Source organism: Stenotrophomonas sp. 2201_Sma, assembly GCF_056486685.1.
On sequence record NZ_CM151329.1, the window covers coordinates 763,281 to 786,111 of the forward strand.

Consider the following 22,831-nt stretch of genomic DNA (forward strand, 5'->3'; position numbering starts at 1 on the left):
GGTGTACAGCCGGGGCGAGCGCGTATCATGAACGCCATGAGTGAACGACATGACGTGCTGATCGTCGGCGGCGGACTGGTGGGTGCCAGCCTCGCCATCGCCCTGGACCGCCTGGGCCGCGACGTGGGCCTGATCGAGGCCAGCCCTGCCGGTGGACTGCCGGCGGTGTTCGACCAGCGCAACCTCAGTTTCGCCGCCGCCACCGTCAACGCGCTGACCGCGCTGGGGGTGATGCAGAAGCTGGCGATGGCGCCGGGACCGATCCGTCGCATCCATGTCAGCCGCGCCGGTGACTTTGGCCGGGTGCAGCTCGATGCGGCCGATTACAACCGGCCGTGGTTCGGCCAGGTGGTGGTCGCACGTGACTTCGGTCATGCGCTTGAGGCACGCCTTCAGGAACTGCCGCGGCTGCGGCGTTACCGGCCGATGCGTTTCCTCGGCCTGGGCGGGGTGGTGGAGGGCTGTCGCCAGGTGCATGTGGCCGACGACGCCGGCGAGCGCACGCTGCTGGCACGGCTGGTGGTCGGTGCCGATGGCACGGCCAGTGCGGTGCGGGAGGCGCTGGGCATCGAGGTCGACCGCCACGATTTCCAGCAGACCCTGTTCGTGGCCCGCGTGCGCAGCCAGCGCGCGCCCGACGGCACGGCTTGGGAGCGCTTCACCGATACCGGCCCGACGGCCCTGCTGCCGCGTGGCGACCGCCATTTCGGCACGGTGCATGGGGTGGCGCGCGAAGACGCCGACGCGGTGATGGCGCTGGACGACGCAGCGTGGCTGCAGCGCCTGCAGCATGCCATCGGCTGGCGTGCCGGGCGTCTGCTGGAGTCGGGTCCGCGCAGTGCCTACCCGCTGATCCAGGTGCTGGCGCGCGCCCTGGCAGGCGAGCGCGCGGTGCTGCTCGGCAATGCCGCACAGACCATCCATCCGTTGGGCGCGCAAGGCTTCAACCTGGGCCTGCGCGATGCGCTGACCCTGGCCGAACTGCTGGAAGACGATGCAGGCGATGCCGGCAGTGATGCGCTGCTGCGTGCGTATGTGGCCCGTCGGGAAGAGGATCGCCAGCAGACGGTGGCGTTCTCCGGAGGACTGGCGCGCCTGACCAGCAATCCTGCGCCGTTGATGCGCCCGTTGCGCAGTCTCGGCCTGGTGGCCGCGCAGCGCGGTTCGGTGCAGTCGATGCTGGTCGGCGGGGCGATGGGTTTCCGTGGCGTCGTGCCGCGACTGTGCCGCGGAGAAGCCGCATGAACCGCCGCGCGCGCCTGGACGTGGTCATCGTGGGAGGCGGCGTGGTCGGTGCCGCGTGTGCACTGGCGCTGGCCGATGCGGGGCTGGCCGTCGCCCTGGTGGAGGGCCGTGAGCCCGCGCCCTGGCAGGCATCGCAGCCGGACCTGCGCGTGTTCGCCTTCGCGGCTGACAACGTGCAGCTGCTGGACCGTCTCGGCGTGTGGCCTGCGATCGTACAGGCGCGGGCCTGGCCGTATCGCCGCATGCAGGTATGGGATGCCGCGGGAGGCGAGGACCTGCTGTTCGATGCCGACCGCCTGGGGCGTCGCGAGCTGGGCTTCATCGTCGAGAACGGGCTGTTGCAGGATCGCCTGTGGGCGGCACTGCCGGCGGCCGGGGTGCAGCTGCATTGCCCGGCACGGGTGGAGGCGCTGGAGCAGGACGAGGAAGGGGTGCGACTGCGCCTGGATGACGGACGCAGGCTGGAAGCGGCCCTCGCCGTGGCCGCCGATGGTGCCGAGTCGACGCTGCGCGAGCTGGCGGGCATCGACGTGGTGCGCCACGACTATCACCAGCGTGGCGTGGTGGCCTACGTCGACAGCGAGCTGCCCAACCAGTCCACGGCCTGGCAGCGTTTCCTGCCGACCGGTCCGCTGGCGCTGCTGCCGGTGGCCGAGCGCCGCAGCTCGATCGTGTGGACCTTGCCTGACGAAGAGGCGGTGCGCGTGCTGGCGCTGGAGGAGGAGGCATTCAATCGCGAACTGACCCGCGCCTTCGCCGCACGGCTGGGCGAACTGCGCCTGGTGTCGCCGCGCGCCGCGTTCCCGCTGCGCCGCCAGCTGGCCCGCCACTATGTGGCCGGCCGCGTGCTCGCACTCGGCGACGCCGCGCATGTGGTGCATCCCCTGGCCGGGCAGGGCGTGAACCTGGGGCTGCGGGATGTCGCTGCCCTGCGGCAATGGCTGGCGCCGTCAGCCGAGCGCCGTGGCCAGCCGCGCCTGTCGCCGCAGCGCCTGCAGCGCTGGGCCCGCGAGCGGCGTAGCGACAACCAGGTGGCCGCCTACAGTTTCGATGCGATCAACCGCCTGTTCTCCAACGACGAGATGCACCTGACCCTGGCCCGTGGCCGCGCGCTGGGCTGCGTCGGCAAGTGGCCGCCACTGGTTCAGGCGTTCTGGAAGCGCGCCGCCGGCGTGTGACGACCCCGTTTGGCGGTTGATCCGCCGGGCATGGCCCGGCGCTACCCGCAGCGGATCAATCAATCAGTGCGCCGGCCAGATCGGCGCTATCCAGCGCGGCAACGGGACGCCGTTCGGCGGATCATCAGGCCGGTAGCGCCGGGCCATGCCCGGCGGGATCCGTGAACCGGATCAATCAATCAGCCAGCCGGCCAGGTCGGCACGATCCAGCTTGCCGCGGCGCTTGCTGTCCAGCGCGGTGAACTCATCGGCCAGTGCAGGATTGGCCTGGGCCTCCGCACGGCTGATGAAGCCATCACCGTCGGTATCCAGCGCGGCAAAGTGGATGCGGTACTGGCCGGTCACGCTGCTGGGTTCAACCGAGCGCACCGTGACCTGGGCCTCCCCTGCGGGCATCGGGATATCGACGCTGCCGGTGACCCGTCCGGCATTCAAGGGCTGCTGGCGGATGGCTCCGCCGGTCGGACCCAGCGGTTGGCTCTGCGCGGGTGTGGGCGGCAGCTGCTGCGCCAGCACGGGGGACGTGGCCAGCAGGGCAGCCAGCAGCACGGGCAAACGCGGACGGCACATGACGGACTCCTGGCGGGCGTTGACGGAAGCGTACCCGCGGCATCCTGTGCGGGCGATGACCCTGCCGCGCATCACCGCATCGGCGACGCCAGCACGGTGATCTCTTCGCGGTCGTGATAGAGCTGCTTGGCACGCACTTCCAGAGACGTGCCAGCCTTCTCCTGGAACAGGTCCAGGCACAGCCGGGTCTCGTCCCAGCGCTTCTTCATCGGCAGTTTCAGATTGAAGATGGCATGCCTGCACCAGCCTTCGCGGAACCAGGTGGCCATGCGTTCGGCAACGCGACGCGGTTGCTCGACCATGTCGCACACCATCCAGTCCAGCGGCTGCTCCGGGTGCCAATGGAAGCCATCCGCGCGCAGGTGCTCGACCAGGCCGGTATCCAGTACGTGCTGGCGCAGGGGGCCGTTGTCGATGCTCAGCACCTGCATGTGCTGGCGGGTCAACACCCAGGTCCAGCCGCCCGGTGCCGCCCCCAGATCGGCCGCGCGCATGCCGGGTTTCACCAGTGCCTCGCGTTCTTCCGGCGCCAGCAGCGTCAGCAGGGCTTCGTCCAGCTTCAGCGCCGAACGCGAGGGGGCCTCCGGCAGCAGTTTCAGGCGCGGAATGCCCAGTGCCCACGGTGCGCTGTCGGCGGGGTCGGCCACGCAGATGAAGGCGTGGGTGCCGTCGACGAACACCACGTGCAGGCGTGGCAGCCGTGCATTGGGCTTGTCGCTGAGCTTGCCGGCCTTGCGCAGCGCCGGGCGCAATGCGTTGCCGAACGCACGGGCGAGCCCGGACAGCGGCTTGCCGGCATCCGAATCCGGATGTTCGACCCAAAGATCACCAAAGCGTGGCGCATCGGCCAGCACCTCCAGCATCGGCGTGATGCGATCGGCCGGATCCAGCTGCGGCAGTTCAGCCAGCACCACCAGCTTCTGCCGCGCGAAGATCAGACCGCGCCACGGCAGCCGCGGTGCCAGCGCGGCCGCTTCCTCGCACATGAACAACACATAGCCATCATTGCGCTGGGTACGTGCGTAGCCGGCGAAGCCTGCCTCACCGGCGCGGAACTGCAGTTCGCCGGCCAGCTCCGGCTCGAAGCCCTGGCGGCACAGGCACAGCAGGCCGATGCCGGTTTCAGTAACGGGCGCCATCGCTTTCCCCATAGGCGCGCAGCACGCTGCGTGCGGCGTCGCGGTTCAGGCCCTGCACCACCTCGATGCCACGCTTGTTGAGCTCGCCCACCCAGTCGGCCGGCAGCGGGCCTTCGTCGAACGGGGTCAGTTCCTCTACATCGGCGGCACTGGCGCCGATCAGCAGGCGGTCGATGCCGGCCCACACCGTAGCGCCGTAACACTGGCAGCACGGCTGCGAGCTGGTGGCCAGGGTAACCGGCGACAGCACGGCATTCAGGCGCGGCGTCTGCAGGCGCTGCTGGGCCAGCATGTAGGCCATGTTCTCGGCATGTGCCAACGAGGTGGCATGCGGCATCACCCGGTTCACGCCGGCGGCGATCACCTTGTCGTCCGGACCGAACACCACGGCGCCGAACGGACCGCCGCTGGCGTGCTCGACGTTCTGGCGCGACAGCTCGATGGCCAGCGCGACCTTGGCCTCATCGCCCGGATATCGACGATCCAGGTCGATCTGGTCGTGGATCCAGGCGGGAAGGGTCAGGTGGACTTGCGCATACAGCATCGCGGGGGTGCCTCGTGTGGGATGGGAAAAGTGCGGTTGCTTGGGAAACCGGCGCGCAGTGTAGCCGCACCGGCCTGTACCGGGTGTGGGCGCGTCAGCCGGGTGAGCCGGTGCGGATCACCACGTACTGCTTGCGGAACTCCAGCCCGGCCTGCGGCCAACTGGCGGCATACGCGCGCAGCAATGGCAGGGCAGGGGCGAAGTCGTGGCCATTGACCCGACAATCGGCCTCGCACAGGCCATCGGCATCGCGCGAGGCGAACAGGCGGATGGCAAGGAACTGGCGCGCTTTCAGCAGCTCGTCGAAGGCGTCCATGCTCCTGGTGAACAGGCAGCAGGGGCAGGAACCGTGGTCGTCCTCACTGCATGTGGCGACCTCCACCTCCTGCGCGCGGTAGTGGGCCAGCGGCCCCAGCACGACGGTGCGCCCGTGTTCCTTGCCGTCATCACCTGCTGGATAGGTCAGGCCCATCATCGGCAGGCCCTGCGCGTCGTCGGCGCCCACTGCGGTCTGCAGGGTGGCCAGGTCCACCCGCACCCAGGCCTGGAAGCCGGACAGCAGCGAGGCCTGCTCATCGGCGCCGTTGGCGTGCTGGTACTCGAACAGGCCATCGGCGAACAGGGTGGGGTGCTGCGCCTCGATGACCGTGGAGGTCTGCCAGCCACCGTTGTCGCGCGCGTGTGCTGCCATCGCATGCGGGGTCAGGCGCAGGCCGCTGTCCAGCACCAGCGCGCCGCCGTCGACGCGGCTGGCGATGCCAGCGTCCTGCAGGACCTGCTGCAGCAGCGGGAGGAGGGCGGTGGACGTCGTGGTCATGTCAGGCCTGTGGATGGATCGGGTGGAGCATCCAGGCCGGGCCGGGTGCTAGTGATCGAGTGCTTCGCGTTCTGCGCGATATCGCCGTGCGTCGGACTGCTGCTGCGGATCGTTGCCATGATCACGCAGCCAGGTATCCAGTTCGCGGCGATAGTCCGCGCGGAAATCGGCGTTGCCCGGGCTGAAGTGCAGCTTGCGTGCGGCTACCTCCACCCGCTCGCGCGCGCTGGCACGGGCCTGGGCGATGCCGTGCGGTGATTCGGTGGTGAGGATGACGAAGTTGCGCGGAAAGCCCGGCGTGTACTTCACCACGAACGGCTGGTCCTGAGCCGGGATGCGGATCGCGTTCTCCAGCGGCCACAGCGAAGCGGTGTTGGTGTGGAACACCACCTCCACGTCGCGACCTTCGGAAGTGCGCAACACCGCTTCGTAGCGCCAGATGTACTGTTCGTTGATCGTGGAATTGGTTTCCTCGGCCTTCACGATCACCGCTTCACCGCGCTCGCCCACCGCGTTGAGGAAAGTGGCGTTGAGGAAGCTGCCGAGGAAGATGTTGAGCATCGCCAGCGGAAACACCACGATGGCGTAGACCGGTGAACGCCGCCACCACGAGACCAGCGCGGCCAGCCCCATTGCTGCAAAGAACGTCAGCAGCGGATGCTGCGAGATGAACCAGAGCAGGGCGGACAGGGCGGTGACCATCGTCGCGGGCGTGCGGGCGTGCGGGCGCCGTGCCGGCGCCCGCGCAGGTCCTCAGGCCGACCAGGTATCGCGCAGCGTCACGCTGCGGTTGAACACCGGCTTGGCTTCGGTGTGGTCGCGGCGGTCGGCAACGAAGTAGCCGGTGCGCTCGAACTGGAACGACTGCTCCGGCGCGGCGCTGGCCGCGGCCGGCTCGACATAGCCGGTGACGGTGCGGCGCGATTCCGGATTGAGGTAGTCGCGGTAGGTCCTGCCTTCCGACTCGTCGTCCGGGTTCGGCACCGAGAACAGCCGGTCGTACAGGCGGATCTCGGCCGGAACGCCGTGCACGGCGCTGACCCAGTGAATGGTGCCCTTGACCTTGCGGTTGGCCCCTTCCATGCCGGGGCGCGACTCCGGATCCAGCCAGCCGCGCAGCTCGGTGATGGTGCCGTCGGCATCCTTGATCACCTCATCGCAGCGGATGATGCCAGCACCACGCAGGCGCACTTCGCCGCCCGGCACCAGGCGCTTCCAGCCCTTCGGCGGCACTTCGGCGAAGTCCTCGCGGTCGATCCAGACCTCGCGCGCGAACGGCACCTGACGGCTGCCGAAGCTCTCGTCCTTCGGATGGTTGCTGAAGGTGAGCTGTTCTTCATGGCCTTCGGGCAGGTTGGTCAGTACCAGCTTGAGCGGGTCGACCACGGCCATGCGGCGCGGTGCGGCGCCATCGAGGTCTTCGCGCAGCGCGCCTTCCAGCACGCTGAAGTCGATCAGCGAGTTCTGCTTGCTGATGCCCACGCGTTCGGCGAACAGGCGCATTGCCGCCGGGGTGTAGCCGCGGCGACGCAGTCCCTGCAGGGTCGGCATGCGCGGGTCCTCCCAGCCGTCCACCAGCTGCTCGGTGACCAGCGCCATCAGCTTGCGCTTGCTCATCACCGTGTAGTTGATGTTCAGGCGCGAGAATTCGATCTGGCGCGGCTTGGCGGCTTCGCGCGGCAGGCCGGCATCGACCAGCGGCTGGGTCAGTGCGTCGTCATGGGCGAAATCGACGTTGTCCACACACCAGTCGTAGAGCGGGCGATGGTCCTCGAATTCCAGGGTGCACAGCGAGTGGGTAATGCCCTCGATCGAATCGCCCAGCGCATGCGCGAAGTCGTACATCGGGTAGATCGGCCACGCATTGCCCGTGTTCTGGTGCTCGACATGCTTGATGCGGTACAGCGCCGGATCGCGCAGGTTGATGTTGCCGCTGGCCATGTCGATCTTCGCGCGCAGGGTGCGCGCACCGTCCGGGAATTCACCGGCACGCATGCGGCGGAACAGGTCGAGGTTCTCCTCGACACTGCGCTCGCGCCACGGCGAGGGACGGCCCGGCTCGGTCAGGGTGCCACGGTAGGCACGCACTTCCTCGGCCGACAGGTCACACACATAGGCCTTGCCCTGCTCGATCAGCTTCTCGGCGGCGAGATAGTAGGCCTGGAAGTAATCGGAGGCGTGGCGCAGTTCGTTCCACTCGAACCCCAGCCAACGGACATCATCCTGGATGGCGGCCACGTACTCCGGGTCTTCCTTGGCCGGATTGGTGTCGTCGAAGCGCAGGTTGCATACGCCGCTGAACTCGCCGGCAATGCCGAAGTTCAGGCAGATCGACTTGGCATGGCCGATGTGCAGGTAGCCGTTCGGCTCCGGCGGAAACCGGGTCTTGATCGCCTGGTGCTTTCCGCTGGCCAGGTCCTCGCGCACGATCTGGCGGATGAAATCGCGCTTTTCGTGGCTGTCGGCGGGGGTCTCGGGGCTGGCGGGGGTGTGCTCGGACATGAGGCTGGGCGAAAAAGGGCAGAAAGACCAACAGTCTAGCGCGTAAGGGGAAGGGCTGCCGGGGTTGCGCCCGCGCTACCGGGCGCAGGGGGGGCGGGGGTAGCGCCGGGCCATGCCCGGCGAGCGCAGCGGCGGCATTCAGCCCCCGGGCGTATGCTGGAGGCCTCTCCCGTGGAGCCGCCCCATGCACATCGTGTACAAGGCCGACAATCTGTTCGACGCCCACTTGGTGAAGCACGCGCTGGAAGATGCCGGCATTCCTGCCTTCGTGTTTGGCGAGCAGCTGCTGGGGGGCATGGGCGAGCTGCCGCTGTTTGGTGTATTGAGGGTCGGCATCCCCGACGCCGCGCGGGCCGAGGCTGAAGGCATCGTCGCCGGCCTGGACTTGGGCCACGCCGCCGACGCCCCCATTTCCGATGCAGACGACATTGCCGGCCTTCCGGCGTAGGAGCGCATCATGTTGGGAATCGGACAGGGCATCCTGGGCATCGGCGCCTTCAAGCAGCGCCTGCCGCGCCCGGAAGAGGCGCTGCCAGGGCGTGATCAGCCACTGCCGCTGCACAGCAACCAGCACTTCGTGAACAGTCACCCGCTGAAGGACCGCTTTGCCGGCCTGCAGCAGATCCGTTTCGCGCTTGGCTGCTTCTGGGGAGCCGAGCGCAAATTCTGGTCGGAGCCGGGCGTGTACAGCACGTCGGTCGGCTATGCCGGCGGCGTCACGCCGAATCCCACCTATGAAGAAGTCTGCTCCGGCCTGACCGGCCACACCGAAGTGGTGCAGGTGGTGTTCGATCCGAAGGTGGTGAGCCTGGAACGGCTGCTGCAGCTGTTCTGGGAAAGCCACGACCCGACCCAGGGCATGCGCCAGGGCAACGACACCGGCACCCAGTATCGTTCGGCGATCCATGCCACCGACGAAACGCAGTACGCCGCTGCGCTGGCCAGCCGCGAGGCCTACCAGGCGCAGCTGGACGCGGCCGGCTATGGCCCGATCACCACCGAGATCGTGTTCCCGGCGCCGGAGTACTACTATGCCGAGGACTATCACCAGCAGTACCTGGCGAAGAACCCGAACGGTTACTGCGGCATCGGCGGCACCGGGGTGAGCTGCCCGATCGGGCTGGATGTGGAGGCGCCGCGCTGACGCGCGGTGGTCCGCCTGCGGCGGGCAGAAGCGGAAAGCAACTGCCGAAGCAAAAGCCAGAGCCAAAGCCAAAGCGGCTCTGGGTTGCTTTGAGTAGGGGGGGCGGTGTGGGTCGGCAGGACACGCCGTGAACCCATCCATGGGGGCTCGATGGCGCCATCCATGGCGCCAACGGTCCTGCCAACCCACACCACCCCACCTCCGACAGTTTCCCGGTGACGGTGGGCAAGAGCGTGGGTTACTGACGAACTGAAGGAAAACAAGAAGGACGCGGCCTTCGCCGCGTCCTTTTTGTTTGATCCTGCGGTGTCTTTTGTAGAGCGGAGCCATGCTCCGCTCCGAGCAAGCGAAGCGCGCGACCCGCTGTTGCTCTTCTCTCTTTCTTCCGTGGCGGGCGGCCGCAGGAAATTGTCGAAGGCAGGGTGGGTAGGCTGTGCAGGGGCGTGAGCCGCATGGATGCGGCGACCGAGCTTACAGGGACGTACTTGCAGCGTCCCCTGCACGGCCTACCCACCCTGCCAAACGCATTACCCGCCTTTCGCGACCAAGCCCCCGCCACGAGGGGCTCAGCCGTTGGCTGGAACCCTTACAGCGCCGCGCGGATCCGCTCGCGCAGCGCTTCCAGATCCTTGGCGAACGCCTCGATACCGGTCGTCAGCTTCTCGGTCGCCATCGGATCGGCAGCCAGATCCGCCGCAAACGTCGCCGCATCGATCGGGGTCACCGCCACGCCGTTACCCTCACCGGGCACCAGCTTGCGCGGCAGCTCGCCGTGATCGGCGTCCAGCTTCTCCAGCAGATCCGGCGAAATGGTCAGGCGGTCGCAGCCGGCCAGCGCCTCGATCTGTGCGGTGGAACGGAACGAGGCGCCCATCACCACGGTCGGCGAACCACGGCGCTTGAACTCCGCATACACGCTGCGCACGAACTTCACGCCCGGGTCCTCATCGATGTTGGCCGGGGTCTGGCCGTTGGCCACGTACCAGTCAAGGATGCGGCCGACGAACGGCGAGATCAGGAACGCGCCCGCTTCGCTGCAGGCCAGCGCCTGGGTCGGGTTGAAGATCAGCGTCAGGTTGCAGTCGATGCCCTCGGCCTGCAGGATCCGCGCCGCTTCCACGCCTTCCCAGGTCGCGGCGATCTTGATCAGGATCTTCTCGCGCGGCACGCCGGCATCGGCGTACATCTGGATGAACTGGCGGGCCTTGGCCACGGTGGCGGCGGTGTCGTACGCCTGGTCAGCATCCACCTCGGTGGACACGCGGCCCGGCACCAGCGTGCTGAGCAGCGCGCCGACGCCGATGGTCAGCCGATCGGCCACCGCATGCACCACGGCTTCGCGGTCGCCGCTCTGCTGACGGCCCCAGGCCAGTTCGCGCTCGATCAGATCGGCATAGACCGGCAGGTCCAGTGCCTTCTTCACCAGGGTCGGGTTGGTGGTGCAGTCCACCGGCTGCAGGCGCTTGATCGCCTCGTAGTCACCGGTATCGGCAACGACCACGGACAGTTCGCGCAGCTGGGACAGTTTGGACGAGGTACTCATTACGGCTCCTGGTACGGGGAATCGGATCGCGCGCAGTGCGCAGCGGAGATCAGGGACGGTCGTTGTGCACTGCGGTCACGCGCAGGCGCAGCTTGCGACCACCGGGTGCAGTCCAGTCGATGCTCTGGCCGACCGACAGGCCGAGCAGGGCACTGCCGACCGGGGCCAGCACGGAAACCTTGCCTTCATCGACGTTGGCTTCGCGGGGGAAGACCAGGGTCAGGACGTGCTTCTCGCCTGAGACCCCATCTTCGCACTCCACGCGGGAATGCATCATGACGATGCCTTCGGGAATCTGGTCCGGCGCCAGCACGGTGGCCCGGTTGAGTTCTTCGGCAAGCGCGAGCGCGGCAGGCGTCTGGCTCAGCGCAGGGGCTTCGAGCATGGCCTCCAGGCGGTCCATGTCGAAGGTTGAGACAGTGATCGACGGCGGCAGGCCGCTGGCGGTGTTCATGTAAAACTCCTTGGTTGAAAACCATGCAAAAGGCGGCGCCTGCTGGCGCCGCCTGTCTGTATTGTGGGGACAAATGCGACCGGAATCGACTCCCGCCGCTCGGGGGCGGGGACGCGGGGCCGTCAGCCGTTCAGCGCGGGGCCGGAAAGGCTGGCCGGATCGGCGGCCGCGCCATTGGCGGCTTCCAGCGTGAACAGCGCATGCGGCAGGCGCTTGAACTGGCTGGCCAGCTCCATCAGGAAGTCGTTCATCGCCGAGCTGCGGCGCCAGACCATCGCAATACGGCGGCTGGGCCGGCCCTCACCGATGAAATCGAGCAGGCGGATGTTGTTCGAGCGCGGGACGGGGGGCTGCACCGACAGGCTCGGCAGCAATGTGATGCCGACATCGGCGGCGACCATCTGCCGCAATGTTTCCAGGCTGGTGGCGCGGAACTCGGATTTCTCGTTGGCGCCGAACAGCCGGCACACTTCCAGCGCCTGGTCGCGCAGGCAATGGCCGTCTTCCAGCAGCAGCAGCTTCTGCGTGGCCAGTTCCTGCACATCCAGATGGGCGCGCTGGGCGAGCGGATGGCGACCGGAGACGGCCAACAGGAACGGCTCCTCGAACAGGAACTCGGCGTGCAGCTGATCGTCGATCACCGGCAGTGCCAGCAGCGCGGCATCGAGCTTGCCTTCGCGCAGGCGCTCCAGCAGCACATCGCTCTTCTCTTCGACCAGCAGCAGTTCCAGTTCCGGGAAACGTTCGCGGATGCGCGGGATCACATGCGGCAACAGGTACGGGCCCAGGGTCGGGAAGATTCCCAGGCGCACCGTGCCGGCTTCCGGATCGCGGCTGCGCCGTGCCGCTTCCTTCAGCTGCTCCACCTCGGACACGATCACCCGCGCCCGTGCAGCGGCTTCCTGCCCGGCCGGGGTCAGCATCACCTTGCGGGGTGCCCGCTCGACCAGCGGCAGGCCCAGCTCTTCTTCCAGCTTGCGGATCTGGGTGGACAACGTGGGCTGGCTGACGAAGCACGACGCGGCAGCCCGACCGAAATGCTTGTGGTCGGCCAGGGCTACCAGGTACTTCAGATCGCGTAGATTCATCCTCACATCCCAGGGATAACGGACCGGCTGGCGGCGTGGTCACCCCGCAGCTGACAATGCTCCCGGCAACCCGGGAGCAGTGGATCAGGCAGCTTCGGCAACGGCTCCGCTGCTCTTGCTCACCGACGAGCGGATCAGATGATCGAACGCGCTCAGTGCGGCGGTCGAGCCGGCGCCCATGGCGATGATGATCTGCTTGTAGGGTACCGTCGTGCAATCACCTGCGGCGAACACGCCGGGCACACTGGTCTGGCCACGGTCGTCGATGACGATCTCGCCGCGCGGCGACAGCGCCACGGTGTCCTTCAGCCACTCGGTGTTGGGCAGCAGGCCGATCTGCACGAAGATGCCTTCCAGCTCTACGCGGTGGGCGTCGCCACCGATGCGGTCCTTGTAGACCAGCCCGGTGACCCGGCTGCCATCGCCCAGCACTTCGGTGGTCTGGGCGCTGGTCAGCACGGTGACATTGCCGAGGCTGCGAAGCTTCTTCTGCAGCACCTCATCGGCGCGCAGGCTGGAATCGAATTCCAGCAGGGTTACATGCGACACGATGCCGGCCAGATCGATGGCAGCTTCAACGCCGGAGTTGCCACCACCGATCACCGCCACGCGCTTGCCCTTGAACAGCGGGCCATCGCAGTGCGGGCAGTAGGCCACCCCCTTGTTGCGGTACTGCTCTTCGCCCGGCACATTCATCTGCCGCCAGCGCGCACCGGTGGACAGGATCACCGAACGTGACTTCAGCACCGCGCCGTTTTCCAGCTGCACCTGTACCAGCCCATCGTCGCCGGCCGGCACCAGCGCGGTGGCGCGCTGCAGATCCATGATGTCCACGTCGTACTCGCGCACATGCTGCTCCAGCGCGGTGGCGAGCTTCGGGCCTTCGGTCTCCTTGACCGAGATGAAGTTCTCGATGGCCATGGTGTCCAGTACCTGGCCGCCGAAGCGCTCGGCGGCGATGCCGGTGCGGATGCCCTTGCGCGCCGCGTAGATCGCTGCGGCCGCGCCAGCCGGGCCGCCGCCCACCACCAGCACGTCGAAGGCCTGCTTGGCGGCGATCTTCTCTGCGTCGCGCTTGCTGGCGTTGGTATCCAGCTTGGCCACGATCTGTTCGAGCGTCATCCGGCCCTGGTCGAAGACTTCACCGTTGAGATACACGGTCGGCACCGACATGATCTCGCGCTTCTCCACTTCCTCCTGGAACAGCGCGCCGTCGATGGCCACGTGCTGGATGCGCGGGTTGAGCACCGCGGCCAGGTTCAGCGCCTGCACCACGTCCGGGCAGTTCTGGCAGGACAGGGAGAAATAGGTCTCGAACCGGTACTCGCCTTCCAGGCTCTGCACCTGCTCGATCAGTTCGGCGGTGGCCTTGGACGGATGACCGCCCACCTGCAGCAGCGCCAGCACCAGCGAGGTGAATTCATGACCCATCGGCAGGCCGGCGAAGGTCAGGTGGATGTCCTGGCCGGGCGTGCCCAGGTCGAACGAAGGCACGCGGCCCTGGCCATCACGCAGCACCTGCAGCGAGATGCTGTCGGACAGGCTTTCCAGGGTCTGCAGCAGTTCCAGCATTTCCCGCGACTTGTCGCCGTCGTCGGCATGCGCGGTGATCTGGATGGGGCGGGTCACGCGCTCCAGATAGGTCTTCAGCTGCGACTGCAGGTTGGCGTCCAACATCGGGTCTTCTCCTGGATTCAGGCAAACAGGGGGCGTGGCACCGCTGTAGAAGGTAGCGGACCAGCAGGGGGTAGGGGTGAACCCAAGACAGCGACCGTGGAAGGGGCTGGCTGGCCGCGACGGGCCGGCGATGGCTGTCTTGGGTTCACCCCCACGCCGGCGATGCCGCCGGCATGGAGATGGGCCTGCCGTGGCATGGGGCCACGGCGTGCCGGTGCTGCGTTAGATCTTGCCGACCAAGTCCAGCGACGGGGTCAGGGTCTTCTCGCCTTCCTTCCACTTCGCCGGGCACACCTGGTTCGGGTTGGCGGCGGTGAACTGGGCGGCCTTCAGCTTGCGCAGGGTCTCGGAGACGTCGCGGGCGATCTCGTTGGAGTGGATCTCCAGGGTCTTGATCACACCTTCCGGATTGATGATGAAGGTGCCGCGCAGGGCCAGGCCCTCTTCCGGAATGTGCACGCCGAAGGCGTTGGTCAGCTGGTGGGTCGGGTCGCCGACCAGCGGGAACTGGGCCTTGCCGACGGCCGGCGAGGTTTCGTGCCACACCTTGTGCGAGAAGTGCGTGTCGGTGGTGACGATGTAGACCTCAGCGCCAGCCTTCTTGAACTCGGCGTAGTGGTCGGCGGCGTCTTCGATCTCGGTCGGGCAGTTGAAGGTGAATGCAGCCGGCATGAAGATCAGGACGGACCACTGGCCCTTCAGGCTGGCATCGGAAACCTTGATGAACTCGCCGTTGTGGTAGGCGTTGGCTTCAAACGGCTGGATCTGGGTATTGATGAGGGACATCATTTTTCCTCTGGGTGAAGGGAGTGGGTGAATCGACAGGAGCTAGGTTACCGGCTCAGTTGCGATAAGAACAATCCATTGATTGCATCTATTTGATAGATGCAGCCTATCAAATTGCCATGAGCCCGCACTGAACCTTGCGTCCCTCATCCTGCAACTGCCTGTGTGACAAGGGAAATCGCCAGGGACGCGTGAAGAGGGCCGATAGCCCCTCCTTATGCCCCCGGGCGAAACCTGAACGGATTCCAGCTCTTGTAGAGCCGAGCACGCGCTTGACCGCGGATCTGTAGAGCCGAGCCCATGCTCGGCTGTTCCAGAAGCAGCCGAGCATGGGCTCGGCTCTACAATTGCGGAATGTCTTCCCAAACCCAACCCTCCCTGCGCCAGGTGGTGGCCGACGCCAGCGCCCGCCTGGGCGGCATCGACGCCCGCCACGAAGCCGAGCTGCTGCTGCTGCATGTGCTGGAGCGTCCACGCAGCTGGCTGTTCGCCCATGCGACCGATCCGCTGCCGGCAACGGCGCAGGCTGCCTTCGAGGCGCTGCTGGCGCGTCGCGCCGCCGGTGAGCCGGTGGCCTACCTGACCGGCCGGCGCGGGTTCTGGACGCTTGATCTGCGGGTCGATGCGGCGACCCTCATCCCGCGTCCGGAAACCGAACTGCTCGTGGAGCTGGCGCTGGAGCGCCTGCCACCGGACCGCCCGCTGTCCGTGGCCGACCTCGGGACCGGCAGTGGTGCGATCGCCCTGGCCCTGGCCAGCGAGCGGCCGCTGGCACAGGTGCTGGCCACCGATGCCAGCCCCGGTGCACTGGCCATGGCTGCGCGCAATGCCGCCCACCATGAACTGCGCAACGTGCGTTTCGCTGAAGGCGGACAGGACTGGTACGCACCGCTGCAGGGCGCGCGCTTTGCACTGATTGCCAGCAATCCGCCCTACATCGCCAGCGAAGATCCGCATCTGCAGCAGGGCGACCTGCGGTTCGAGCCGGCCAGCGCGCTGGCGTCCGGCATCGACGGACTGGACGATATCCGCCGCATCGTTGCAGGCGCGCCCGAACACCTGCAGCCGGCGGGCTGGCTGCTGATCGAGCACGGCTGGGACCAGGGCGCGGCGATCCGCACGCTGTTCGATGCGGCCGGTTTCGCCGACGTGCAGACCCAGCAGGACCTTGAGCAGCGTGATCGGGTCACCCTCGGCCGGCGACCGGCCTAGAATGTGGGTTCTCCTGCCCCGGCAGGGCATCACCCTGGAGCTGCAAGCATGCGTACGCTGTACCCCGCCATCACCCCCTATGACGTCGGCACCCTGAAGGTCGACGACCGCCACACGCTGTACTTCGAGCAGTGCGGCAATCCGGATGGCAAGCCGGTGGTGATGCTGCACGGCGGTCCGGGCGGCGGTTGCAGCGACAAGATGCGCCAGTTCCATGACCCGGCGAAGTACCGCATCATCCTGTTCGACCAGCGCGGTGCCGGCCGTTCCACGCCGCATGCGGATCTGGTGGACAACACCACCTGGGACCTCGTCGCCGATATCGAGCGGCTGCGCGAGCATCTGAACGTCGACCGCTGGCAGGTGTTCGGTGGTAGCTGGGGGTCAACCCTGGCGCTGGCCTACGCCGAAACCCATCCGCAGCGCGTCACCGAACTGGTTCTGCGCGGCATCTTCATGCTCCGCCGCTGGGAGCTGGAGTGGTTCTACCAGGAAGGCGCCAACCGCCTGTTCCCCGATGCATGGGAGCACTATCTGAAGCCCATCCCGGTGGTTGAACGCCATGACCTGATCTCGGCGTTCCACCGTCGCCTGACCAGTGAAGACGAGGCGACCCGCCTGGAAGCAGCCAAGGCCTGGGCCGTGTGGGAGGGTGCGACCAGCTTCCTGCATGTGGATGACGACTTCATCAACAGCCACGAAGACCCGCATTTCGCGCTGGCCTTTGCCCGTATCGAGAACCACTACTTCGTCAATGGTGGCTTCTTCGAGGTGGAAGACCAGCTGCTGCGCGACGCGCACCGCATCGCCGACATCCCGGGCGTGATCGTGCATGGCCGCTACGACGTGGTGTGCCCGCTCGCCAATGCCTGGGACCTGACCAAGGTGTGGCCGAAGGCGAAGCTGGAAATCACCCCGGCATCGGGCCACTCCGCGTTCGAAGCGGAGAATGTCGACGCGCTGGTGCGCGCCACGGACAGCTTCGCGTAACGCGCCGGTAGCGCCGGGCCACGCCCGGCGGCATCGCGATCTGTCGTCGCGGTCCGACTCGCCGGGCATGGCCCGGCGCTACCCGTTCCCTACCTGCAGCAGACGTTGCTCCGGTAGCGCCGGGCCACGCCCGGCGGCATTGCGATCTGTCGCCGCAGTTCCGACTCGCCGGGCATGGCCCGGCGCTGCCCGTTCCCTACCTGCAGCAGACGTTGCTCCGGTAGCGCCGGGCCACGCCCGGCGGCGTTGCGATCTGTTGCCGCGGTTTGACTCGCCGGGCCTGGTCCGGTGCTACCCGTTCCCTACCTGCAGCAGACGTTGCTCCGGTAGCGCCGGGCCACGCCCGGCGGCATTGCGATCTGTCGCCGCAGTTCCGACTCGCCGGGCATGGCCCGGCGCTGCCCGTTCCCTACCTGCAGCAGACGTTGCTCCGGTAGCGCCGGGCCACGCCCGGCGGCGTTGCGATCTGTTGCCGCGGTTTGACTCGCCGGGCCTGGTCCGGTGCTACCAGTCCCCTGCAAGCAGCGCGTCGGCCAGCACCTGCAGCTTCGGCGAGTGCTGGCGCGAAGGTGGGTAGATCAACGAGAGTTCGCGGCTGCGGCCTTCATACGGTTGCAGCACGCGCAGCAGACGACCGTCGGCCAAGGCGTCGGCCACGGCGAAGTCCATTACCTGCACGATGCCGATACCGGCGATGGCGGCTTCCACCAATGGGTCGCCGCTGTCGAACACCATCCGCGTCGGTGGCGTGAACTCGCGCAGCTGGCCGTCCTGAAGGAACTGCCAGTCCACCAGGCGGCCACTGCGCAGGTTGCGCACGGCCAGGCAGGCATGCCCCGCCAGTGCGGCCACATCGCCCGGTGCACCGCGCCGGGCGAGGTAGTCCGGGCTGGCGACGGTCACCCAGCGCAGCGGTCGCAGGGGCCGGGCGACGATGCGCTGGTCGGCGATGGTGCCGGTACGCAGCGCGGCGTCGAACCCCTCTTCGACCAGGTCGACCAGGCGATCGCTGAGCACGGCTTCGACCTGCAGTTGTGAATGGCGCTCCAGCAGCGGCGCCAGCAGGGGCACCAGCACCTTGCGGCCGAACATCGACGGCGCACTGATCTTCAGCGTGCCCGACGGCGTGCAGGGGCGATCTGCAAGCTGCCGTTCCGCGTCCTCCAGTCCGCACAGCAGTGGCGCGACCTGTTCTACAAACTGGCGCCCATCCGGGGTCAATGCCACGTTGCGCGTGTTCCGCTGCAGCAGCTTTACGCCCAGGTCCACCTCGAGCCGGCTGATCGCGCGCGACAGCCCGGATTGGCTCAGGCCGAGCTGGCCGGCAGCGACGGTGAAGCTGCGTGCTTCGGCCACCTGCACCAGCATGCGCACCGCGTTGAGGTCCATCGATGATCCACTCATGCAGAAAATCATGACAGATATGGCGGGTGAGGGGTTTATTGATTTCGCTGCATCAATGAGACTGCGCTCCCCCTTCACTCCAGACCACCGATGCCTCCCCTCAAATACCCGCGCTGGGCACTGACCCTGCTGGCCACCGCCCAGCTGATCATCGCCCTGGATGCCACCATCATCTTTGTCGCGCTGCATGACATGGGCCGCGCGCTGCAGATCAACGCGCAGCAGCTGCAATGGGTGGTCAGTGCCTACACCGTGGCCTTCGGCGGCAGCCTGCTGCTGGGCGGGCGTGCCGCCGACCTGATCGGCCGCCGTCGCTTCTACCGCCTGGGCATGCTGTTGTTCGCGGTGGCTTCGCTGCTCGGCGCGCTGGCGCCGAATGCGGGCCTGCTGATCATCGCGCGCGCAGCGCAGGGCATCGGTGCCGCGCTGCTGTTCCCGGCAACGCTGGCCCTGATCAACACCCTGTATGAAGAAGGCCCGGCCCGCAACCGCGCGCTGGCGATCTGGAGCATGGCCAGTGCAGTGGGTCTTGCCTTGGGTACGCTGCTCGGTGGCGTACTCACCCAGGCCTTCGGCTGGCCGGCGGTGCTGGCGGTGATCGTGCCGCTGGCCACCGCGTGCGCGCTTGCCGCCGGTGCGTGGCTGCCGCCCGATGCTTCGCGCCCGCAGGGCCGTTCGTTCGATCTGGCCGGCTGCATCACCGTGACCCTGGGTGGCAGCCTGCTGGTGACCACGCTGGTACAAGGCCCCGAATGGGGGTGGACGGCGCCCGTCACGCTGGGCTGCCTGGTGCTGTCGATACTGATCCTGTTCGCGTTCGTGCAGATCGAGCTGCGCAGCCGCGATCCACTGATGCAGTTCGCGCTGCTGCGCCTGCCGGGCCTTCGTGCCGCCCTCGGCCTGACCTTCGCGTTCATGAGCAGCTACGGTGTGCAGTACTACTTCATGGCGCTGTACTTCCAGGACGGCTACGGCTGGAGTCCGCTGCAGGCCGGCCTGGCATTCCTGCCGGCCACGGCGGTGTGCACCGTGGGCATCCAGCTTGCCGAGTGGACGCTGCAGCGCTGGAGCGCGCGCAGGGTGCTGGTGATCGGCAACCTGGCCGGTGCCGTCGGCATCGCCTGGGTGGCGGCGGCACTGCCGCATGCCTCGAATTTCTGGCCATTGCTGCCGGGCGTGGTGGTGTTGAGCATCGGCCAGGGCATGACCTGGACCGCGATGTGGATCGTGGCGGGTCAGGGCGTGCCGGCGGCGCAGCAGGGCGTGGCGTCGGGCATGGCGGCCACCGCACAGCAGATCGGCGGTGCGCTGGGCCTGGCGGTACTGGTGATGGTGGCCAACGCCGACGTGGCAGCTGCCGGCTCTCCGGATGCGCTGGCCGGGCTGGTGCGTGCGGAGTACGGCGCCGCAGTGTTTGCACTGCTCGGCGTGGTCATCGCGCTGGCCCTGCGCCCGGCGCCGGTCGCCCCGGCGGTCCCCGCCTGCCTGGCCAACGACGCATGATCGACCTGCAGGACGACCCGGTAGCGCCGGGCCATCCCCGGCGAGGCGCAACGCGACGGTGAATCCTCCAGTGCCGCCGGGCATGGCCCGGCGCTACCGGGCCCGGATGGCGTTACACCGATGCCAGCAGCCGTGGCTGCAACGCGCTGAAGATCCGCGCCAGCCGCTCGGCCCACGCCTGCTGCCCGGCCGCGTCGGCGATCAGGTCCTGACGGATCTCCAGTTCGACGTGCACCAGGCCGCGCCCTTCGCCGTGCACCGGTACCGCGTAGTCGCTGGTACTGCTTACCGAATACGGTTCGTTGTCACCGACCACCAGATCGCCTTCGTCGCGCAGTGCCTGCAGCAGGGCGTGGGCAAAGCGCGTGTCCTGGTGGTACAGCACGCCGGCATGCCATGGCCGCAGCGTGCCGTTCATGGAGGGAGTGAAGCTGTGCATCATCACCAGCAGGGTCGGGCGGCCGGCTTCGCGGCGCGCATCCAGTTCCGCTTCGATGCGGGCGTGATAGGGCGCGTGGATCGCGTCGATGCGCTGCTGCCGTTGTGCGGCCGACAGGCCGGCGTTGCCCGGTACCACGGTGTGATCGCTTGCTTCCGGAATCAGGGTCGGCGATGCCAGCGGACGGTTGCAGTCGATCAGCAGGCGCGAATAGGTCTGCTCGATGGCCCAGGCATCCAGCCGTTCGGCCAATGCACGCGTGGTGCCGGCGATGCCGATGTCCCAGCCGATATGGCGGTCAAGTTCGCGCTGCGGCAGGCCGAGGCCGGCCAGTGAGCGCGGTACCTGCTGCCCGGCGTGATCGGCCAGCAGCAGGTACGGCGAAGCGCCCTGCGGCCGGTGGATGGTGTAGATCGCCGGGTCGTCAGCGCCCAGCAATGCCGGCAAGGTGTGCAGGTCGGCGTCAGCCACGCGGGCGCCCGTCCAGGTGATGTTCGATCATCCACAGCCCGGCCCAGAGCTTGGCATCGAGCTCGTAGCCTTCGCCCATCTTCTGCACCAGCCACGCGGCAGCCTGCTTGAGCGGGACCTCGTGCACCGTGATGTCCTCGCTGTCATCGCCGCCGCCTTCGCCGATCCGGCGCAGGCCGGTGGCGCGCACGAATGCGATCTTCTCGCTGCTGGCGCCTGAGGAGGTCGGGCCGATCATCAGCACTTCGGCGTGCTCGGCGGTCCAGCCGGTCTCTTCTTCCAGTTCGCGTACCGCCGAGACTTCGATCGACTCGCCGGCATGGATGTCACCGACCAGCCCGGCCGGCATCTCGATGGTCGATGCCTGCAGGGGCACGCGGAACTGCTCGACGAACAGCACCTTGTCCTCGGGGGTGACGGCGATGATGATCGCCGCCAGGCCACCGGCGTGGGTGCGTTCGCTGTATTCCCAGGTGCCGCGTACCAGCATGCGCTGGTACTTGCCTTCATAGACGACACGCGGGGCTTCGGTATTGCGCTGGCTCATGCGGGCTCGCCGGAATTGGAAAAGGAGGGAGTGGGAAGCGGGTCGGCCATGCCGGCGGCGTTGAACAGCCGGCGGCGGGTCATCGGGCCGAAGCGCAGGGTCTGGCACAGGCCGCCGAGCAGCTCCGGGTCGGCCGTCTGCCGCAGCAGGCCAGGCTGGCAGCCTTCCAGCGGCGCGTCCAGCGCGATGGTGGTCAGCTGTCGCCAGAGCAGGGCATGCTCGCGCTGCTCGCGCAGGCGCACTGCCATCTGCGCTGCGCCGCGCAGGCGCAGGAAGGGCACTTCGTCCAGGCGCTCGTACAGCACATCCAGGCTGCCGAAGTGGGCCAGCAGGACCGCCGCGGACTTGCTGCCGACGCCGCTGATGCCGGGGATGTTGTCCACCGCATCGCCGCACAGTGCCAGGTAGTCGGCGATCTGGTGCGCATGCACGCCATGCCGCGCTTTCACCCCGGCCACGCTCCAGCGCTGGTTGCGCGCATAGTCCCACTGCTCGTCGTGGTCCAGCAGCAGCTGCGACAGGTCCTTGTCGGCGGAAATGATGACACCGCGGTGGCTGCCGCGGTGCACATGCAGGGCGCTGCCGATCAGGTCGTCGGCCTCGTAGTCGTGATGGGCAAGCACGGCCAGACCGAGCGCCGCGCACAGTGCCTTGCAATGCACGAACTGGCGCTTCAGCGCCTCCGGAGCCGGATCGCGGTTGGCTTTGTACGCCGGATACAGGCGATGGCGGAAGCCGCTGTCCAGCGCCTCGTCAAAGGCGATGGCGATGTGCTGCGGACGCTCGCGTTCGAGCAGGTCCAGCAGGAAGCGCGCGAAGCCGTGCACGGCATTGGTCGGCCAGCCCTGCGCATCCTGGAACTGGTCGGGCAGCGAGTGCCAGGCACGGAACACGTAGATGCTGGCGTCGACCAGGTACAGCGCCGGCGCCGGTGCCGGCAAGGTCATGCCGGTGGCGTCCAGTCGCGCAGCAGGGCAGCTGGATCCGGACGCTCGCGCTCGGGCACGTCGGCGCGGGCGGTGCCGATATGGATGAAACCGGCGATGCGCTCGCCGTCGGCCAGCCCCAGATGGGCGTGTACGGCCGGGTCGAACGCCATCCACGCCGTCAGCCACTGGGCGCCGAAGCCCAGCGCCTGTGCGGCCTGCAGCAGGGCAAAGCAGACGCATCCAGCGGTCATCAGCTGCTCCTGCTCGGGCACCTTCGGGTCGGGGCGGGGGCTGGCCACCACCACGATCACCAGCGGCGCATGGCTGAAACGCTGGCGATCCTTCTCGAACACGGCCTCGCCGGCAGTGGGATCGCGCTGGCGGCTGCGCTCGGCCAGGAACGCGCCCAGAGTGTGACGCGCATCGCCGGCAATCTTCAGGAACCGGAACGGCACCCGCTTGCCGTGGTCGGGCACCCGCACCGCCGAGGAGAGCATGCGCAGCAGGGTCTGCGGGTCCGGCCCGGGCTCGCCCAGCTGCCGCGAGGGCACCGAGCGGCGGGCATCGAGGGCAAGCAGGGCGGCGGGGTCGGGCATGGCGTCTGAACCGGTCATCACGGGCATTTGATTATAGTCGCGGTGGTCGATGA

General features: G+C 67.8%; 23 protein-coding genes. 7 read left to right on the forward strand and 16 right to left on the reverse strand.

Going from position 1 to position 22,831, the window contains the following annotated elements:
• The first annotated feature begins 36 nt into the window (after positions 1-36).
• The gene (gene ubiH, locus ACZLIF_RS03410) at positions 37-1,245 is read left to right on the forward strand and encodes a 2-octaprenyl-6-methoxyphenyl hydroxylase (RefSeq protein WP_065176232.1); all 1,209 of its coding nucleotides are present in this window, start codon (positions 37-39) and stop codon (positions 1,243-1,245) included.
• Complete coding sequence (locus ACZLIF_RS03415) at positions 1,242-2,423, forward strand: UbiH/UbiF family hydroxylase (RefSeq protein WP_128990578.1); 1,182 nt, start codon at positions 1,242-1,244, stop codon at positions 2,421-2,423. The genes ubiH and ACZLIF_RS03415 overlap by 4 nt, the downstream gene beginning before the upstream one ends.
• Positions 2,424-2,594: 171 nt before the next feature.
• Here the strand turns inward: ACZLIF_RS03415 and ACZLIF_RS03420 are convergent, their stop codons facing one another.
• From ACZLIF_RS03420 to ACZLIF_RS03445, 6 genes are all read right to left on the reverse strand, one after another.
• On the reverse strand, positions 2,595-2,993 hold the full coding sequence (locus tag ACZLIF_RS03420) for an EF-hand domain-containing protein (RefSeq protein ID WP_128990576.1): 399 nt from the start codon (positions 2,991-2,993) through the stop codon (positions 2,595-2,597).
• A 71-nt stretch (positions 2,994-3,064) separates the two neighbouring features.
• Entirely contained in the window at positions 3,065-4,132 is a 1,068-nt protein-coding gene (gene rlmM / locus ACZLIF_RS03425) for a 23S rRNA (cytidine(2498)-2'-O)-methyltransferase RlmM (RefSeq protein ID WP_128990574.1), read from the reverse strand.
• The gene (locus ACZLIF_RS03430; protein WP_065176235.1) at positions 4,116-4,676 is read right to left on the reverse strand and encodes a nucleoside deaminase; all 561 of its coding nucleotides are present in this window, start codon (positions 4,674-4,676) and stop codon (positions 4,116-4,118) included. Before ACZLIF_RS03430 ends, rlmM begins: the two co-directional genes overlap by 17 nt.
• Positions 4,677-4,770: 94 nt before the next feature.
• Positions 4,771-5,493 (reverse strand): DUF6348 family protein, encoded by a 723-nt coding sequence (locus ACZLIF_RS03435; protein WP_065182846.1) that lies wholly within the window; start codon positions 5,491-5,493, stop codon positions 4,771-4,773.
• A 48-nt stretch (positions 5,494-5,541) separates the two neighbouring features.
• Positions 5,542-6,195, reverse strand: coding sequence for a hypothetical protein (locus ACZLIF_RS03440; protein WP_128990571.1), 654 nt, complete (start codon positions 6,193-6,195; stop codon positions 5,542-5,544).
• Between the two features lie 51 nt (positions 6,196-6,246).
• On the reverse strand, positions 6,247-7,995 hold the full coding sequence (locus ACZLIF_RS03445) for a glutamine--tRNA ligase/YqeY domain fusion protein (RefSeq protein WP_128990569.1): 1,749 nt from the start codon (positions 7,993-7,995) through the stop codon (positions 6,247-6,249).
• 184 nt (positions 7,996-8,179) lie between these two features.
• Here ACZLIF_RS03445 and ACZLIF_RS03450 point away from each other — a divergent pair, with 184 nt between their 5' ends.
• Both ACZLIF_RS03450 and msrA read left to right on the forward strand, forming a co-directional pair.
• A complete protein-coding gene (locus tag ACZLIF_RS03450) occupies positions 8,180-8,443 on the forward strand; it encodes a putative signal transducing protein (RefSeq protein WP_053519109.1) in 264 nt (87 codons plus the stop codon).
• A gap of 30 nt (positions 8,444-8,473) precedes the next feature.
• Positions 8,474-9,139 (forward strand): peptide-methionine (S)-S-oxide reductase MsrA, encoded by a 666-nt coding sequence (msrA, locus tag ACZLIF_RS03455; RefSeq protein WP_053519160.1) that lies wholly within the window; start codon positions 8,474-8,476, stop codon positions 9,137-9,139.
• Positions 9,140-9,725: 586 nt separating this feature from the next.
• Here msrA and ACZLIF_RS03460 read toward each other — a convergent pair.
• From ACZLIF_RS03460 to ahpC, 5 genes are all read right to left on the reverse strand, one after another.
• Positions 9,726-10,682 (reverse strand): transaldolase, encoded by a 957-nt coding sequence (locus ACZLIF_RS03460; RefSeq protein ID WP_065175981.1) that lies wholly within the window; start codon positions 10,680-10,682, stop codon positions 9,726-9,728.
• Between the two features lie 49 nt (positions 10,683-10,731).
• Positions 10,732-11,136 carry a nucleoside diphosphate kinase regulator gene (gene rnk / locus ACZLIF_RS03465; protein WP_053519113.1) on the reverse strand — a complete coding sequence of 135 codons (405 nt, stop codon included), beginning with the start codon at positions 11,134-11,136 and terminating at the stop codon, positions 10,732-10,734.
• A gap of 122 nt (positions 11,137-11,258) precedes the next feature.
• A complete protein-coding gene (locus ACZLIF_RS03470) occupies positions 11,259-12,224 on the reverse strand; it encodes a LysR substrate-binding domain-containing protein (RefSeq protein ID WP_128990826.1) in 966 nt (321 codons plus the stop codon).
• A gap of 84 nt (positions 12,225-12,308) precedes the next feature.
• Positions 12,309-13,901, reverse strand: a complete 1,593-nt coding sequence (ahpF, locus tag ACZLIF_RS03475) for an alkyl hydroperoxide reductase subunit F (protein WP_053519116.1) — start codon at positions 13,899-13,901, stop codon at positions 12,309-12,311.
• Between the two features lie 222 nt (positions 13,902-14,123).
• The gene (gene ahpC / locus ACZLIF_RS03480; protein ID WP_005408159.1) at positions 14,124-14,687 is read right to left on the reverse strand and encodes an alkyl hydroperoxide reductase subunit C; all 564 of its coding nucleotides are present in this window, start codon (positions 14,685-14,687) and stop codon (positions 14,124-14,126) included.
• 354 nt (positions 14,688-15,041) lie between these two features.
• Between ahpC and prmC the strand changes: the two genes are divergently transcribed.
• Both prmC and pip read left to right on the forward strand, forming a co-directional pair.
• Complete coding sequence (gene prmC, locus ACZLIF_RS03485; protein WP_128990828.1) at positions 15,042-15,899, forward strand: peptide chain release factor N(5)-glutamine methyltransferase; 858 nt, start codon at positions 15,042-15,044, stop codon at positions 15,897-15,899.
• Positions 15,900-15,947: 48 nt separating this feature from the next.
• Positions 15,948-16,889, forward strand: a complete 942-nt coding sequence (gene pip, locus ACZLIF_RS03490) for a prolyl aminopeptidase (RefSeq protein WP_065175985.1) — start codon at positions 15,948-15,950, stop codon at positions 16,887-16,889.
• A 504-nt stretch (positions 16,890-17,393) separates the two neighbouring features.
• Here pip and ACZLIF_RS03495 read toward each other — a convergent pair.
• The gene (locus ACZLIF_RS03495) at positions 17,394-18,278 is read right to left on the reverse strand and encodes a LysR family transcriptional regulator (protein WP_065182851.1); all 885 of its coding nucleotides are present in this window, start codon (positions 18,276-18,278) and stop codon (positions 17,394-17,396) included.
• Positions 18,279-18,383: 105 nt separating this feature from the next.
• Here ACZLIF_RS03495 and ACZLIF_RS03500 point away from each other — a divergent pair, with 105 nt between their 5' ends.
• Positions 18,384-19,796 carry an MFS transporter gene (locus tag ACZLIF_RS03500; protein WP_111186080.1) on the forward strand — a complete coding sequence of 471 codons (1,413 nt, stop codon included), beginning with the start codon at positions 18,384-18,386 and terminating at the stop codon, positions 19,794-19,796.
• Between the two features lie 112 nt (positions 19,797-19,908).
• Here the strand turns inward: ACZLIF_RS03500 and ACZLIF_RS03505 are convergent, their stop codons facing one another.
• From ACZLIF_RS03505 to ACZLIF_RS03520, 4 genes are read right to left on the reverse strand one after another with little or no spacing between them, the layout of a single operon-like run.
• Positions 19,909-20,706, reverse strand: a complete 798-nt coding sequence (locus ACZLIF_RS03505; RefSeq protein WP_128988696.1) for an N-formylglutamate amidohydrolase — start codon at positions 20,704-20,706, stop codon at positions 19,909-19,911.
• Positions 20,699-21,253 (reverse strand): NUDIX hydrolase, encoded by a 555-nt coding sequence (locus ACZLIF_RS03510; protein WP_053519128.1) that lies wholly within the window; start codon positions 21,251-21,253, stop codon positions 20,699-20,701. The genes ACZLIF_RS03505 and ACZLIF_RS03510 overlap by 8 nt, the downstream gene beginning before the upstream one ends.
• The gene (locus ACZLIF_RS03515) at positions 21,250-22,200 is read right to left on the reverse strand and encodes a 5'-3' exonuclease (RefSeq protein WP_065175990.1); all 951 of its coding nucleotides are present in this window, start codon (positions 22,198-22,200) and stop codon (positions 21,250-21,252) included. The genes ACZLIF_RS03510 and ACZLIF_RS03515 overlap by 4 nt, the downstream gene beginning before the upstream one ends.
• Positions 22,197-22,778 carry a nitroreductase family protein gene (locus ACZLIF_RS03520; protein WP_065176012.1) on the reverse strand — a complete coding sequence of 194 codons (582 nt, stop codon included), beginning with the start codon at positions 22,776-22,778 and terminating at the stop codon, positions 22,197-22,199. Before ACZLIF_RS03520 ends, ACZLIF_RS03515 begins: the two co-directional genes overlap by 4 nt.
• Positions 22,779-22,831 lie beyond the last annotated feature (53 nt).

Excerpts from the sequence above, each read along its gene's own strand:
- ubiH (WP_065176232.1), top strand. The coding sequence starts at position 37 with ATGAGTGAACGACATGACGTGCTGATCGTCGGCGGCGGACTGGTGGGT.
- ACZLIF_RS03415 (WP_128990578.1), top strand. The coding sequence starts at position 1,242 with ATGAACCGCCGCGCGCGCCTGGACGTGGTCATCGTGGGAGGCGGCGTG.
- ACZLIF_RS03420 (WP_128990576.1), bottom strand. The coding sequence starts at position 2,993 with ATGTGCCGTCCGCGTTTGCCCGTGCTGCTGGCTGCCCTGCTGGCCACG.
- rlmM (WP_128990574.1), bottom strand. The coding sequence starts at position 4,132 with ATGGCGCCCGTTACTGAAACCGGCATCGGCCTGCTGTGCCTGTGCCGC.
- ACZLIF_RS03430 (WP_065176235.1), bottom strand. The coding sequence starts at position 4,676 with ATGCTGTATGCGCAAGTCCACCTGACCCTTCCCGCCTGGATCCACGAC.
- ACZLIF_RS03435 (WP_065182846.1), bottom strand. The coding sequence starts at position 5,493 with ATGACCACGACGTCCACCGCCCTCCTCCCGCTGCTGCAGCAGGTCCTG.
- ACZLIF_RS03440 (WP_128990571.1), bottom strand. The coding sequence starts at position 6,195 with ATGGTCACCGCCCTGTCCGCCCTGCTCTGGTTCATCTCGCAGCATCCG.
- ACZLIF_RS03445 (WP_128990569.1), bottom strand. The coding sequence starts at position 7,995 with ATGTCCGAGCACACCCCCGCCAGCCCCGAGACCCCCGCCGACAGCCAC.
- ACZLIF_RS03450 (WP_053519109.1), top strand. The coding sequence starts at position 8,180 with ATGCACATCGTGTACAAGGCCGACAATCTGTTCGACGCCCACTTGGTG.
- ACZLIF_RS03460 (WP_065175981.1), bottom strand. The coding sequence starts at position 10,682 with ATGAGTACCTCGTCCAAACTGTCCCAGCTGCGCGAACTGTCCGTGGTC.
- rnk (WP_053519113.1), bottom strand. The coding sequence starts at position 11,136 with ATGAACACCGCCAGCGGCCTGCCGCCGTCGATCACTGTCTCAACCTTC.
- ACZLIF_RS03470 (WP_128990826.1), bottom strand. The coding sequence starts at position 12,224 with ATGAATCTACGCGATCTGAAGTACCTGGTAGCCCTGGCCGACCACAAG.
- ahpF (WP_053519116.1), bottom strand. The coding sequence starts at position 13,901 with ATGTTGGACGCCAACCTGCAGTCGCAGCTGAAGACCTATCTGGAGCGC.
- ahpC (WP_005408159.1), bottom strand. The coding sequence starts at position 14,687 with ATGTCCCTCATCAATACCCAGATCCAGCCGTTTGAAGCCAACGCCTAC.
- prmC (WP_128990828.1), top strand. The coding sequence starts at position 15,042 with ATGTCTTCCCAAACCCAACCCTCCCTGCGCCAGGTGGTGGCCGACGCC.
- pip (WP_065175985.1), top strand. The coding sequence starts at position 15,948 with ATGCGTACGCTGTACCCCGCCATCACCCCCTATGACGTCGGCACCCTG.
- ACZLIF_RS03495 (WP_065182851.1), bottom strand. The coding sequence starts at position 18,278 with ATGGACCTCAACGCGGTGCGCATGCTGGTGCAGGTGGCCGAAGCACGC.
- ACZLIF_RS03500 (WP_111186080.1), top strand. The coding sequence starts at position 18,384 with ATGCCTCCCCTCAAATACCCGCGCTGGGCACTGACCCTGCTGGCCACC.
- ACZLIF_RS03510 (WP_053519128.1), bottom strand. The coding sequence starts at position 21,253 with ATGAGCCAGCGCAATACCGAAGCCCCGCGTGTCGTCTATGAAGGCAAG.
- ACZLIF_RS03515 (WP_065175990.1), bottom strand. The coding sequence starts at position 22,200 with ATGACCTTGCCGGCACCGGCGCCGGCGCTGTACCTGGTCGACGCCAGC.
- ACZLIF_RS03520 (WP_065176012.1), bottom strand. The coding sequence starts at position 22,778 with ATGCCCGACCCCGCCGCCCTGCTTGCCCTCGATGCCCGCCGCTCGGTG.